Source organism: Streptomyces sp. AM6-12, from assembly GCF_044327085.1.
Lineage (GTDB): Bacteria > Actinomycetota > Actinomycetes > Streptomycetales > Streptomycetaceae > Streptomyces.
On record NZ_JBIQWN010000001.1, the window covers coordinates 5,569,689 to 5,582,627 of the forward strand.

The window sequence follows — 12,939 nt, forward strand, 5'->3', positions numbered from 1 at the left end:
GGAAGTCGGAAATGAACGCAGACGGCCGTACCAGGCTCAACCAGACGCCCGAGTGGACCGCTCTCGCCAAGCACAAGGAGGAGCTGGCCGGCACCCATCTGAGGGAGCTGTTCGCCGCCGACCCCGACCGCGGCACCGGGTACACGCTGCGGGTCGGCGACCTCCACATCGACTACGGCAAGCACCTGATCACCGGCGAGACGCTGCGGCTGCTGCGCGAGCTGGCCGCGGCGAGGGACGTGTTCGGGCTGCGGGACGCCATGTTCCGCGGCGAGAAGATCAACGTCACGGAGGACCGGGCGGTGCTGCACACCGCGCTGCGCGCGCCGCGGGACGCGGTGATCGAGGTGGACGGCGAGAACGTGGTGCCCAAGGTGCACGCCGTCCTCGACAAGATGAGCGACTTCGCGGAGCGGGTGCGCTCGGGCGCCTGGACCGGGCACACCGGCAAGCGCATTCGCAATGTCGTCAACATCGGTATCGGCGGCTCCGACCTCGGGCCCGCGATGGCGTACGAGGCGCTGCGCAGCTTCGCCGACCGGGACCTGACCGTCCGCTTCGTGTCGAACGTGGACGGCGCCGACCTGCACGAGGCCACCCGCGACCTGGACCCGGCCGAAACGCTGTTCATCATCGCCTCCAAGACCTTCACCACCATCGAGACGATCACCAACGCCACCTCCGCGCGCACCTGGCTGCTGACCGCGCTCGGCGACGACGCCGCGGTCGCCCGGCACTTCGTGGCGCTGTCCACCAACGCGGAGAAGGTGACCGAGTTCGGCATCGACCCCGACAACATGTTCGAGTTCTGGGACTGGGTCGGCGGCCGCTACTCGTACGACTCCGCGATCGGCCTCTCCCTGATGATCGCCATCGGCCCGGACCGGTTCCGGGAGATGCTGGACGGCTTCCGGCTGATGGACGAGCACTTCCGCACCGCGCCCGCCGAGGCCAACGCCCCGCTGCTGCTGGGCCTGCTGGGCATCTGGTACGGCAACTTCCACGACGCCCAGTCGCACGCCGTACTGCCGTACAGCCACTACCTGTCCAAGTTCACCGCCTACCTCCAGCAGCTCGACATGGAGTCCAACGGCAAGTCGGTGGACCGGCACGGACGCCGGGTGGAGTGGCAGACGGGTCCCGTGGTCTGGGGCACGCCGGGCACCAACGGGCAGCACGCGTACTACCAGTTGATCCACCAGGGCACCAAGCTCATCCCCGCCGACTTCATCGGCTTCGCCGAGCCGGTGGCCGAGCTGAGCGGTGAACTCAAGGCGCAGCACGACCTGTTGATGGCCAACTTCTTCGCCCAGACCCAGGCGCTGGCCTTCGGCAAGAGTGCCGAGGAGGTCCGCGCGGAGGGCGTGCCCGAGGAACTGGTGCCGCACAAGACCTTCCAGGGCAACCGGCCCACCACCACCATCCTGGCGAGGGCACTCACCCCGTCCGTGCTGGGCCAGCTGATCGCGCTGTACGAGCACAAGGTGTTCGTGCAGGGCGCGGTGTGGGACATCGACTCCTTCGACCAGTGGGGCGTGGAGCTGGGCAAGGTCCTCGCCAAGCGCGTCGAACCCGCCCTCACCGAAGGCGCGGAGGTGCCCGGCCTCGACCCCTCGACCAAGGCGCTGGTCGCCACATACCGGGAGCTGCGCGGCCGTAGCTGACCGGCGGCGGGGAGCGCGGGACATCGGGCGGTGCGCCGTCCGGTGTCCCGTACACTCCCGATGATCATGAACGACACTACGTGGGGGAGCGGCAGTGGCACGGGGGTACCGAGCGCCGGGCGACCGGCGTGACCGCAATTATCTGAAGGCCCATCATGCGGCACGGGCGGTGTTCCACCCCGCCTGGATACCGGAGCCGCTCGACCCGGACGTCGAACAGCTCAAGCGGTTCCGGGTGGCCGCGGGCACGGTCGCCGCCGTCGGCGTCTACACCTTCGTGGAACACCACTTCGCGGTCCGGGAGATGCTGGAGAACCTGCTGGTCGCCTGCGGTGTCCTGCTGGTGATCGCCCCGCTGACGGTCGGGGTGATGCTGTGGATCTGGCGGAAGGGCGGCCCGCTGCGCGCCCTGCGTCCGGCGCTGCTGCGGGCCCTGGGACTGCTGCTCATCTTCGTGGCCTCGGCCGTCGCGACCCTGCTGCTGATCCAGAATCAAAGTGCGCTCAGCTCGACGGTGATGTTGCTGCCGGGCCTGCTGTCCATATGGCTGGTCTGGTTCGTCGGCGCCGGGGCCCTGCGGGTCACCGGGAACTTCTTCGGGACGGCGGCCGTGCACCGCGCTCTGCCGCCCCTGCTCGCCATCGTCACCACCTGGCTGATGGCCCTGCCCGACCTGTTCACCGGCGATCTGCACGGCCTCGGGCTCACCCTCGGCATCGTGTTCATCCTCGGCGCCCCGGTGACGGTCACCGGTATCGCGCTGTACGAACTGGCCGTACTGAAGCGGAGGTTCGGCATACGTCTGACGGACCATCCGTCACTGCACCACGGCCGGACACCGTACGCCCCCCGGTACGCGTACGGCCGCTGAGCCCGGCTACGGGTGACGGCGGGGGCCGTCGGCCCCCGCCGTCACCTCTCCTTCGGCTAGCTGCCGCCGGGCGTCACGGGGACGCCGGCGGATACAGCGAGCGCGGCAGCTGGGAGGCCGCGGCCGAGTCCAGCAGCCACAGGGTGCGGGCCCGGCCGCGGGCGCCCGCGGCCGGGGCCTGGATCTCGCCCGCGCCGGACAGGGCGATGGCCGCCGCCTCCGCCTTGTCCTCGCCCGCCGCGAGCAGCCAGACCTCACGGGCCGAGCGGATCGCGGGCAGGGTGAGCGAGATCCGGGTCGGCGGCGGCTTGGGCGCGCCGTGCACGCCCACCACCGCCCGCTCGGTCTCCCGGACGGCCGGCAGCTCCGGAAAGAGCGAAGCCACATGGGTGTCCGGGCCGACGCCCAGCATCAGCACGTCGAAGGTGGGCACCGAGCCGTGGTTCTCCGGCCCGGCCGCCTTCGCCAGCTCCGCCGCGTACGCCTCGGCCGCCGCCTCGACGTCCGTGCCGTACGGCCCGTCGGAGGCGGGCATGGCGTGCACCCGCGCCGGGTCCAGCGGGACGGAGTCCAGCAGGGCCGCGCGTGCCTGGGTGACATTGCGCTCCGGATCGCCCTCGGGCAGATACCGCTCGTCGCCCCACCACAGGTCGAGACGGGTCCAGTCGATGGCGTCCCGTGCCGGGGCCGCGGCCAGGGCGGCCAGCAGGCCGTTGCCGTTGCGGCCGCCGGCGAGGACCACGGACGCGGTGCCACGGGAGGCCTGCGCGTCCACGATCTTCGTGATCAGGCGGGCCGCGGCGGCCTGGGCCATCAGTTCCTTGTCGCGGTGGACGACCAGCTGGGGGGTGCTCACTTCGCCGTCGCCTTCCTGGAGGGTGCCTTCTTCGCGGTCCTGGACGCCGCCTTCTTCGCGGGCGCCTTGGCCGCCTCCTCGACGGGCGCCGGCTCGGCGACCCCGGCTCCCTCGCCGGCAGTCCCGGCGGGCGCCTCGTCGGCCCCCTGCTCCGGAACCGTGTGCAGCCGGTCCACCCCGTACCGCAGCGCCGACGCGTAGGTGTCGTCCGGGTCCAGCCGGCGCAGCTCCTCCGCGATCAGCTCGGCGGTGTCGCGCCGCTTGAGCGCCACCGCACGTCCCGGCTGGCCCTTGATGGAGAGCGTGGCCAGCGAGCCGTCCGCGCGGTCCAGGGTGATCGGGCCGCAGGTGGTCTCCATGCGGACGCCGGTCAGGCCGGGTCCCGCGGACGGGGAGCGCCGTACCGGCACGTTCAGCCGGTCCGCGAGCCACATCGCCAGCAACTCGCAGCTCGGATTGAACTCCTCGCCCTCCACCTCGACCGCCCGCACCTCGCAGGTGACCTGGTCCAGGGCGGCCGCAAGCATCGAGCGCCAGGGCGTGATCCGGGTCCAGGACAGATCGGTGTCGCCGGGGGTGTAGGCGTCGGCGCGGGCCGCGAGTTCCCGTACCGGCTCCTCGGCGGCGTAGGTGTCGGTGACCCTGCGCTGCGCCAGCGCGCCGAGCGGGTCCTTGGCCGGGTCCAGCGGGGCGTTCACCGGCCACCACACGACCACCGGGGCGTCCGGCAGCAGCAGCGGCAGCACGACCGAGTCGGCGTGCTGGGACACCTCGCCGTACAGCCGCAGCATGACCGTCTCGCCGGTGCCCGCGTCCGCGCCCACCCGCACCTCGGCGTCGAGGCGCGAGGCGGTGCGGTCGCGCGGGGTGCGGGAGATCCGCTTGATGACGACCAGCGTGCGCGAGGGATGCTCCAGCGAGGCGTCGTCGGCGGCCTTCAGCGCGTCGTACGCGTTCTCCTCGTCGGTGACGATGACGAGGGTCAGGACCATGCCGACGGCGGGGGTGCCGATGGCCCGGCGCCCCCGCACGAGCGCCTTGTTGATCTCGCCGGCGGTGGTGTCGGTCAGGTCTATCTTCATGGCCTGCGCCAGCTCCGTCCGTCTCGTGCGAGCATCTCGTCCGCCTCGGCGGGGCCCCAGGTGCCCGACTGGTACTGCGCGGGCCTGCCGTGCTTGTCCCAGTACTGCTCGATCGGGTCGAGGATCTTCCAGGACAGCTCGACCTCCTCCGTGCGCGGGAAGAGGTTGGCGTCGCCGAGCAGCACGTCCAGGATGAGCCGCTCGTACGCCTCCGGGCTGGACTCCGTGAACGACTCGCCGTAGGCGAAGTCCATGGACACGTCCCGGATCTCCATCGACGTGCCCGGCACCTTGGAACCGAAGCGGACCGTGATGCCCTCGTCGGGCTGGACACGGATGACGATCGCGTTCTGTCCCAGCTCCTCCGTCGCCGTGTGGTCGAAGGGGGAGTGCGGGGCCCGCTGGAAGACGACGGCGATCTCCGTCACCCGGCGGCCGAGCCGCTTGCCGGTACGCAGATAGAACGGGACGCCCGCCCAGCGCCGGTTGTCGATGCCCACCTTGATCGCCGCGTACGTGTCGGTCTTCGACTTCGGGTCGATGCCGTCCTCTTCGAGGTAGCCGATGACCTTCTCGCCGCCCTGCCAGCCCGCCGCGTACTGTCCGCGCACGGTGCCCTTGCCCAGGTCCTTCGGCAGCCGTACGGCGCCGAGCACCTTGGTCTTCTCCGCGGCCAGCGCCTGCGCGTCGAAGGAGGCGGGCTCCTCCATCGCGGTCAGCGCGAGCAGCTGGAGCAGGTGGTTCTGGATGACGTCACGGGCGGCGCCGATGCCGTCGTAGTAGCCGGCCCGGCCGCCGATGCCGATGTCCTCGGCCATGGTGATCTGCACATGGTCCACGAAGGACCGGTTCCAGATCGGCTCGAACATCGTGTTGGCGAAGCGCAGCGCCAGGATGTTCTGGACGGTCTCCTTGCCGAGGTAGTGGTCGATCCGGAAGACCTGGTCCGGGGCGAACACCTCGTGCACGATGGCGTTCAGTTCCTCGGCCGACTTCAGATCGTGCCCGAACGGCTTCTCGATGACCGCGCGCCGCCAGGAACCGCCGGACTGGTCGGCCAGTCCGTGCTTCTTCAGCTGCTGGATGACCACCGGGAAGGAGCGCGGCGGCACCGACAGGTAGAAGGCGAAGTTGCCGCCCGTACCCTGCGCCTTGTCCAGCTCCTCGATGGTGGAGCGCAGCCGCTCGAACGCCTCGTCGTCGTCGAAGGTGCCCTGCACGAAGCGCATCCCCTGGATGAGCTGCTGCCAGACCTCCTCGCGGAACGGTGTACGGGCGTGCGCCTTGACGGCGTCGTGGACCTCCTGCGCGAAGTCCTCGTTCGCCCACTCGCGGCGGGCGAAGCCCACCAGCGAGAAGCCCGGCGGCAGCAGACCCCGGTTGGCGAGGTCGTACACCGCGGGCATCAGCTTCTTGCGCGACAGGTCGCCCGTGACCCCGAAGATGACCAGACCCGACGGCCCCGCGATGCGCGGGAGCCGTCGGTCGGCCGGGTCACGGAGCGGGTTCGCTCCGGATCCCGAAACGGGTGACAAGTCAGCCCTCCGAAGGAGCGAGGCGCTCGAGCTCCGCCTGGGTGGACTTCAGCAGGTCGTTCCAGGACGTCTCGAACTTGTCGACGCCCTCGTCCTCCAGCACCTGTACGACCTCGTCGTACGAGATGCCGATCTTCTCCAGCGCGTCCAGGTCGGCGCGGGCCTCGGCGTAGGTGCCGGTGATCGCGTCGCCGCGGATCTCGCCGTGGTCGTCGGTGGCCTCCAGGGTGGCCTCCGGCATGGTGTTGACCGTGTTCGGCGCGACCAGTTCCTCGACGTACATGGTGTCCTTGTACGCCGGGTCCTTCACACCCGTGGAGGCCCACAGCGGACGCTGCTTGTGGGCGCCCGCGTTCTCCAGCGCGTTCCAGCGGTCGGAGGAGAAGACCTCCTCGTACGCCTGGTAGGCGAGGCGCGCGTTGGCCACGCCGGCCTTGCCGCGCAGCGCCTTGGCCTCGTCGGTGCCCATCTCGTCGATGCGGCGGTCGATCTCGGTGTCCACCCGGGACACGAAGAAGGACGCCACCGAGCGGATCTTCGACAGGTCCAGGCCGCGCTCCCTGGCCTTCTCCAGGCCGGAGAGGTACGCGTCCATGACCAGGCGGTAGCGCTCCAGGGAGAAGATCAGCGTGACGTTGACGCTGATGCCCAGGCCGATGACCTCGGTGATCGCCTGCAGACCCGCCTGGGTGGCCGGGATCTTGATCAGGGTGTTGGGGCGGTCCACCAGCCAGGCCAGCTGCTTGGCCTCGGCGACGGTCGCCTTGGTGTTGTGCGCGAGACGGGGGTCCACCTCGATGGAGACCCGGCCGTCCTGGCCGTCCGTGGCGTCGAAGACCGGGCGCAGGATGTCGGCGGCGTCGCGGACGTCCGCCGTGGTGATCATGCGGATGGCCTCTTCGACGGAGACCTTGCGGGCGGCGAGGTCGGAGACCTGCTGGTCGTAGCCGTCGCCCTGCGAGATCGCCTTCTGGAAGATCGTCGGGTTCGTGGTGACGCCCACGACGTGCTGCTGGTCGATCAGCTCGGCGAGGTTGCCGGACGTGATCCGCTTGCGCGACAGGTCGTCCAGCCAGACCGCGACGCCTTCGTCGGAAAGGCGCTTGAGTGCGTCTGTCATGGAATTACATCTCCTACGTGTCGTATACGGGCGTCAGCGCTGGGCGGCGGCGATGGATTCCCGGGCCTTCGCGGCCACGTTCTCCGCGGTGAAGCCGAACTCCTGGAAGAGGACCTTGGCGTCGGCGGACGCACCGAAGTGCTCCAGCGAAACGATGCGGCCGGCGTCCCCGACATACTTGTGCCAGGTCAGCCCGATCCCCGCCTCCACGGCGACACGGGCCTTCACGGACGGCGGCAGCACGGAGTCCCGGTACCCCTGCTCCTGCTGCTCGAACCACTCGACCGACGGCATGGACACGACCCGCGTCGGAACGCCGTCGGCCTGGAGCCGCTCACGCGCCTCGACGGCCACGTGCACCTCGGAACCGGTGGCGATCAGGATGACCTCGGGCTCGCCGCCCTCCGCCTCGAACAGGACGTAACCGCCCTTCGCCGCGTCCTCGTTGGGCTCGTACGTCGGCACGCCCTGGCGGGTCAGCGCGAAGCCGTGCGGCTGGCCCTTGCCGTACTCCTTGGTGTAGCGCTTGAGGACCTCGCGCCAGGCGATCGCGGTCTCGTTGGCGTCCGCCGGGCGCACGATGTTCAGGCCCGGAATGGCGCGCAGCGAGGCCAGGTGCTCGACCGGCTGGTGGGTGGGGCCGTCCTCGCCGAGACCGATGGAGTCGTGCGTCCACACGTACGTCACCGGCAGGTGCATCAGGGCCGACAGGCGCACGGCGTTGCGCATGTAGTCGGAGAAGACGAGGAAGGTGCCGCCGTAGACACGGGTGTTGCCGTGCAGCGTGATGCCGTTGAGCTCGGCGCCCATGGAGTGCTCGCGGATGCCGAAGTGGATCGTACGGCCGTACGGGTCGGCCTCCGGCAGCGGGTTGCCCTCGGGCAGGAAGGAGCTGGCCTTGTCGATCGTGGTGTTGTTCGAGCCGGCGAGGTCGGCGGAGCCACCCCACAGCTCCGGGATCACCGGGCCGAGCGCCTGGAGCACCTTGCCGGAGGCGGCACGCGTGGCGACCGACTTGCCGGGCTCGAAGACCGGGATCTTCTCCTCCCAGCCGGTGGGCAGCTCGCCCTTGGCGATGCGGTCGAACTCGGCGGCGCGCTCGGGGTTGTCGTCCCGCCACACCTGGAGCGCCTTCTCCCACTCGGCCTTCGCGCGGGCGCCGCGCTCCAGGGCCTTGCGGGTGTGCGCGATCACGTCGTCCTCGACGGCGAAGGACTTCTCGGGGTCGAAGCCGAGGACGCGCTTGGTGGCCGCGACCTCGTCCGCGCCGAGCGCCGAGCCGTGCGCGGCCTCGGTGTTCTGGGCGTTCGGGGCGGGCCAGGCGATGATCGAGCGCATCGCGATGAAGGAGGGCCGGTCGGTGACCTGCTTGGCCTCCTGGATCGCGGCGAAGATCGCCGCCGGGTCCAGGTCGCCGTCCGCCTTCGGCTCCACGCGCTGCACATGCCAGCCGTAGGCCTCGTAGCGCTTGACGGTGTCCTCGGAGACGGCCGTCTCGGTGTCGCCCTCGATCGAGATGTGGTTGTCGTCCCACAGCAGGATCAGGTTGCCGAGCTTCTGGTGGCCGGCCAGCGAGGACGCCTCGGCGGAGATGCCCTCCTGGAGGCAGCCGTCACCGGCGATGCAGTAGATGAAGTGGTCGAACGGCGACTCGCCCTGAGGGGCCTCCGGGTCGAACAGACCGCGCTCGTAGCGGGCGGCCATCGCCATGCCCACCGCGTTGGCCACACCCTGGCCCAGCGGGCCCGTGGTGGTCTCGACGCCCTTGGTGTGCCCGTACTCCGGGTGGCCCGGAGTCTTCGAGCCCCAGGTGCGGAAGGACTCCAGGTCCGCCAGCTCCAGGCCGAAGCCGGCCAGGTAGAGCTGGGTGTAGAGGGTCAGGGAGGAGTGGCCGGCGGACAGCACGAAGCGGTCGCGCCCCACCCACTCCGGGTCGGCCGGGTCGTGCCGCATCACCTTCTGGAAGAGGGTGTAGGCGGCGGGGGCCAGGCTCATCGCCGTACCGGGATGGCCGTTGCCGACCTTCTGTACGGCGTCGGCGGCCAGGACTCGGGCGGTGTCCACGGCCCGCTGGTCCAGGTCGGTCCACTCAAGGTCTGTGGTGGTCGGCTTGGTGCTCACCCTGGGTCAGGGCTCCTCTCCACATGTCGTTCGCCGGTCCTGGGGCACGCGCCCACCCGGCCGCCGGCGTGCTTCTGCCCGCCGGACGTTGTCGAGCCTACCCTCGTAAGGACGTGCGTTTTCGCGGGTGTTTCCAGACTGCCGGGCATCGACGGGATCCGCCTCCCGACTGGGCGAGACGGCATTTGGCACATGAATAAAGGGGTGCTCATCTGACCGCTCAAAAGAGTGGTGGGGGGCCTCTTTTGGGATCTCTGATAAAGGGGCGTTCCGGGAAGCCGGCCGGACCTCCCGCGGGAGCCCGTCCGTGTGACCGCCAACACGACCCCACCCCCGCGAAGGCCGGGGTATGGGCAACGTCTAAAGTGGCGTGGTACGCGCGAGCCCTTATGAAGACCTCATCCGGGGGAGGCTCGCTGGGATGTCTCTGTCAGGGGTGTGCGTGACGGCCGTCGAATCCCGTCCAGCTGCCGTGCTCGGTGGTACGAACCCGAGCCCGGCCCACCGGCCGTTCGGGGCCCGTGTCAAGGCATTCGTGGCGCTGACCAAGCCGCGGATCATCGAGCTGCTGCTCATCACCACCGTGCCGGTGATGTTCCTGGCGCAGCAGGGTGTGCCCGACCTGAAGCTGGTGCTGCTGACCTGCCTCGGCGGCTACCTCTCCGCGGGCGGCGCCAACGCGCTGAACATGTACATCGACCGCGACATCGACGCCGTCATGGACCGCACCTCGCAGCGGCCGCTGGTGACCGGCATGGTCAGCCCGCGCGAGTGCCTGGCCTTCGGGATCGCGCTCGGGGTCGTCTCCACGCTGCTGTTCGGGCTCACCGTCAACTGGCTCAGCGCCTGGCTGTCGCTGGGTGCCCTGCTGTTCTACGTCGTCGTCTACACGATGATCCTCAAGCGCCGCACCGCGCAGAACATCGTGTGGGGCGGCATCGCGGGCTGTCTGCCGGTGCTGATCGGCTGGTCCGCGGTCACGGACTCGATGTCCTGGGCGCCGATCATCCTCTTCCTGGTGATGTTCTTCTGGACGCCGCCGCACTACTGGCCGCTGTCCATGAAGGTCAAGGACGACTACGCGCGCGCCGGAGTGCCGATGCTCCCGGTGATCGCCTCCAACAAGGTGGTGGCCCGGCAGATCGTCATCTACAGCTGGGTGATGGTCGCCGTCTCGCTGCTGCTCACCCCGCTGGGGTACACGGGCTGGTTCTACACCGTCGTGGCCCTCGCGGCCGGCGGCTTCTGGCTGTGGGAGGCGCACGGGCTCCAGAACCGGGCGAAGGCCGAGGTCACCGGCGCGAAGCTCAAGGAGATGCGGCTGTTCCACTGGTCGATCACCTATGTGTCGATCCTCTTCGTCGCCGTCGCGGTGGACCCGTTCCTGCGCTGACGCACCTCTTTCTCCGGCGGGAGGGGCGCGTGGTCAAGGCCACGCACCCCTCCCGTCGCCGTTTGATCTACTCGTCGGTAGCATCCAGGCATGGCAGACACGCAGCAGGTTGACGCGAAGGCCGAGCGCACGGTGGCCCGGCTCGCCCGGAGGATCAGCGCCTTCTCCAAGGCCCACGGCGGCGCGGAGGGGCAGGTGGCGTACATCGGTGAGCGCGGGGCGCGGATCGTGCTCGTCGGCGAGGACGGCGGCTGGGGCGATGTGGTGGCCCCCTCCTACGCGATCGCCGAACAGGCGGTGGCGAAGGCCGGAATCACCGTGCACGAGGCGTTTGACGGCGAGTTCGCGGCGAAGGTGACGACCGGGCCGTACGAGTGGAAGCGGATGGCGGGGATCCAGCTCGGGGGCTGATCCCCGAGCCGGCCACGGGAGCGCCGCGGTGTGCGCCGGCGTGGCGGAGCCGTATGCCGAATACCGCCCCGCGCGCCTCGGGGGAGCGCCACACTGGGCGGCATGCGGACGGAAGCCCTGATCGAATGCTTTCTCGACGCCCTCACACCGTTGCGCCCTCGTGCCGTCTGGGCGCACGGTTCGCTCGCCGGCGGTGACTACCAGGAGGGCCGCAGCGATCTCGATCTGATCGCGGTGCTTCCGGCGCCGCCGGGTCCGAAGACCGTACGACAGGTCGTATCCCTGCACCGGCGGCTGCGCCGGGAGCCGCTCGCCGCGAAGCTGCACTGCGGCTATCTCGCCCCGGCCGGCCTCGACGATCCGGGCCGGGCGCATCTCACCTGGGCACACGGCCATGTGCTGCGCCGCCCGGTCACCCCCGTCACCCGGCGAGAGCTGCACGCCTTCGGCCGGGTGCTGCACGGGGAGGCACCGGCGGGTCTCTTACCGCCGGTTCCGGATCAAACCCTGCGCGCGTTCGTCGTGGCGGACCAGCGGGACTTCTGGCGGCCCGCCGTGGACAGGGCCCGGCTGTGGCGTCAGGACATCTGGGTCGACCTCGGGCTGCTGACCTTCGCCCGGGCGACCGTGACCCTGCGCGAGGGACGGCTGATCTCCAAGCGGGAGGCCCTGGCCGAGCTGCCGGACCTCGGCGCGCCCGCCGAGGTCGTCGAGGACATCACCCGCAGGCGGTACGAGGACCCGGCTCCGGGGGGTGACGCCACCTGGCTCACCCGGCGCGCCGCGCTGACCCGGGCCTACCTGGGCCCGGCGATCGACGCGCTGGTCGCCGGGTACGGCTGAGCGCGGCCGGGTGAGGGGTGCGTCAGGCGTTCGTGGGAACCGTGGCCCCGGACGCCGGTTCGGGGAGACTCGGCTCCGCCCCCGGGCGCTCGCGCAGCGCCAGCAGGACCCGCAGGACGCCGATCCACACCAGGCAGGAGCCGAGCATGTGGACGCCGACCAGCAGCTCGGGCAGGTGCGTGAAGTACTGGACGTAGCCGATGACGCCCTGGGCCAGCAGGATCAGGAACAGCTCCCGAGTGCGGGCCAGCGGGCCGTGCGGGGCGTCGACGGCCTTGAGGATGAACCACAGGGCGAACGTCAGCGTCACCACGATCCACGCGAGCACCGCGTGCAGCTTGGCCACCGTCTCCCAGTCGATCGGGATGCGCTGCACATCGCTGGAGTCGCCCGCGTGCGGGCCCGCACCGGTGACCACGGTGCCGACCGCGATGAGCAGCACGGCCGCGACCACCAGGAACCACACCAGCTGCACCACGGCCTTGCCGACCAGCGGCCGGGGGGCCGCGTCGCCCTCGCGGGTGCGCTGCCACATCACCAGGGCGACCGTGATCAGCGCGGTCGCCAGCAGGAAGTGCGCGGCGACGGTGTACGGGTTGAGGCCGACCAGCACCACGACGCCGCCGAGCACCGCGTTGCCCATCACCAGCCAGAACTGCGCCCAGCCGAGCCGGGTCAGGCTGCGCCGGCGCGGCTTCTCGGAGCGGGCGGCGACGATCGCCCAGCCGACCGCCGCGCACAGCACGTAGGTCAGCATGCGATTGCCGAACTCGATGGCGCTGTGATAGCTCAGCGCCTGCGTCGGCGTCAGCGAGCCGTCGGTGCACTCGGGCCAGGTCGGGCAGCCGAGGCCCGAGCTGGTCAGCCGCACGGCACCGCCGGTGACGACGATGACCACCGACATCACGAGCGCGGCGAGAGCCGCCCGCTGCACGGTCCCCGGTTTCGGGGTCCAGCGGTCGGCGATGAAGGCGAGCGGATTACGCAGGGCCGCTACGGCGTCGGCGCGGTTCAGCTTTGGCACGCCCACCATCGTAGGCCGC

At 70.5% G+C, this 12,939-nt stretch carries 11 protein-coding genes; 5 read left to right on the forward strand and 6 right to left on the reverse strand.

Annotation, left to right across the window (positions count from 1 at the left end; all coding sequences use genetic code 11):
• Window positions 1-11: 11 nt before the first annotated feature.
• Both pgi and ACE4Q9_RS25310 read left to right on the forward strand, forming a co-directional pair.
• Window positions 12-1,664: a glucose-6-phosphate isomerase gene (gene pgi / locus ACE4Q9_RS25305; protein ID WP_397986530.1), complete on the forward strand. Its 1,653-nt coding sequence runs from the start codon at window positions 12-14 to the stop codon at window positions 1,662-1,664.
• Window positions 1,665-1,833: 169 nt separating this feature from the next.
• The gene (locus ACE4Q9_RS25310; protein ID WP_397986531.1) at window positions 1,834-2,535 is read left to right on the forward strand and encodes a hypothetical protein; all 702 of its coding nucleotides are present in this window, start codon (window positions 1,834-1,836) and stop codon (window positions 2,533-2,535) included.
• Window positions 2,536-2,608: 73 nt separating this feature from the next.
• On the opposite strand, the gene pgl is transcribed toward ACE4Q9_RS25310, so the two are convergent.
• The 5 genes from pgl to tkt are packed head-to-tail and all read right to left on the reverse strand — an operon-like array spanning window position 2,609 to window position 9,249.
• Complete coding sequence (gene pgl / locus ACE4Q9_RS25315; RefSeq protein ID WP_397986532.1) at window positions 2,609-3,391, reverse strand: 6-phosphogluconolactonase; 783 nt, start codon at window positions 3,389-3,391, stop codon at window positions 2,609-2,611.
• Window positions 3,388-4,473, reverse strand: a complete 1,086-nt coding sequence (gene opcA, locus ACE4Q9_RS25320; RefSeq protein ID WP_397986533.1) for a glucose-6-phosphate dehydrogenase assembly protein OpcA — start codon at window positions 4,471-4,473, stop codon at window positions 3,388-3,390. Before opcA ends, pgl begins: the two co-directional genes overlap by 4 nt.
• Window positions 4,470-6,008 carry a glucose-6-phosphate dehydrogenase gene (zwf, locus tag ACE4Q9_RS25325; RefSeq protein ID WP_397986534.1) on the reverse strand — a complete coding sequence of 513 codons (1,539 nt, stop codon included), beginning with the start codon at window positions 6,006-6,008 and terminating at the stop codon, window positions 4,470-4,472. The genes opcA and zwf overlap by 4 nt, the downstream gene beginning before the upstream one ends.
• 1 nt (window position 6,009) lies before the next feature.
• Window positions 6,010-7,128 (reverse strand): transaldolase, encoded by a 1,119-nt coding sequence (gene tal / locus ACE4Q9_RS25330; protein ID WP_397986535.1) that lies wholly within the window; start codon window positions 7,126-7,128, stop codon window positions 6,010-6,012.
• Between the two features lie 33 nt (window positions 7,129-7,161).
• Complete coding sequence (gene tkt / locus ACE4Q9_RS25335) at window positions 7,162-9,249, reverse strand: transketolase (RefSeq protein WP_397986536.1); 2,088 nt, start codon at window positions 9,247-9,249, stop codon at window positions 7,162-7,164.
• Between the two features lie 436 nt (window positions 9,250-9,685).
• Between tkt and ACE4Q9_RS25340 the strand changes: the two genes are divergently transcribed.
• From ACE4Q9_RS25340 to ACE4Q9_RS25350, 3 genes are all read left to right on the forward strand, one after another.
• Complete coding sequence (locus ACE4Q9_RS25340) at window positions 9,686-10,642, forward strand: heme o synthase (RefSeq protein WP_397987322.1); 957 nt, start codon at window positions 9,686-9,688, stop codon at window positions 10,640-10,642.
• Between the two features lie 90 nt (window positions 10,643-10,732).
• Complete coding sequence (locus ACE4Q9_RS25345; RefSeq protein ID WP_397986537.1) at window positions 10,733-11,053, forward strand: hypothetical protein; 321 nt, start codon at window positions 10,733-10,735, stop codon at window positions 11,051-11,053.
• A gap of 102 nt (window positions 11,054-11,155) precedes the next feature.
• The gene (locus tag ACE4Q9_RS25350; RefSeq protein WP_397986538.1) at window positions 11,156-11,896 is read left to right on the forward strand and encodes a nucleotidyltransferase; all 741 of its coding nucleotides are present in this window, start codon (window positions 11,156-11,158) and stop codon (window positions 11,894-11,896) included.
• Window positions 11,897-11,918: 22 nt separating this feature from the next.
• Here the strand turns inward: ACE4Q9_RS25350 and ACE4Q9_RS25355 are convergent, their stop codons facing one another.
• A complete protein-coding gene (locus tag ACE4Q9_RS25355) occupies window positions 11,919-12,929 on the reverse strand; it encodes a heme A synthase (RefSeq protein WP_397986539.1) in 1,011 nt (336 codons plus the stop codon).
• Between the last annotated feature and the right edge of the window lie 10 nt (window positions 12,930-12,939).

What these genes read in the sequence shown, in the direction of transcription:
- tal (WP_397986535.1), bottom strand. Translation starts at nt 7,128, where the DNA reads ATGACAGACGCACTCAAGCGCCTTTCCGACGAAGGCGTCGCGGTCTGG.
- ACE4Q9_RS25350 (WP_397986538.1), top strand. Translation starts at nt 11,156, where the DNA reads ATGCGGACGGAAGCCCTGATCGAATGCTTTCTCGACGCCCTCACACCG.
- ACE4Q9_RS25345 (WP_397986537.1), top strand. Translation starts at nt 10,733, where the DNA reads ATGGCAGACACGCAGCAGGTTGACGCGAAGGCCGAGCGCACGGTGGCC.
- pgi (WP_397986530.1), top strand. Translation starts at nt 12, where the DNA reads ATGAACGCAGACGGCCGTACCAGGCTCAACCAGACGCCCGAGTGGACC.
- opcA (WP_397986533.1), bottom strand. Translation starts at nt 4,473, where the DNA reads ATGAAGATAGACCTGACCGACACCACCGCCGGCGAGATCAACAAGGCG.
- ACE4Q9_RS25355 (WP_397986539.1), bottom strand. Translation starts at nt 12,929, where the DNA reads ATGGTGGGCGTGCCAAAGCTGAACCGCGCCGACGCCGTAGCGGCCCTG.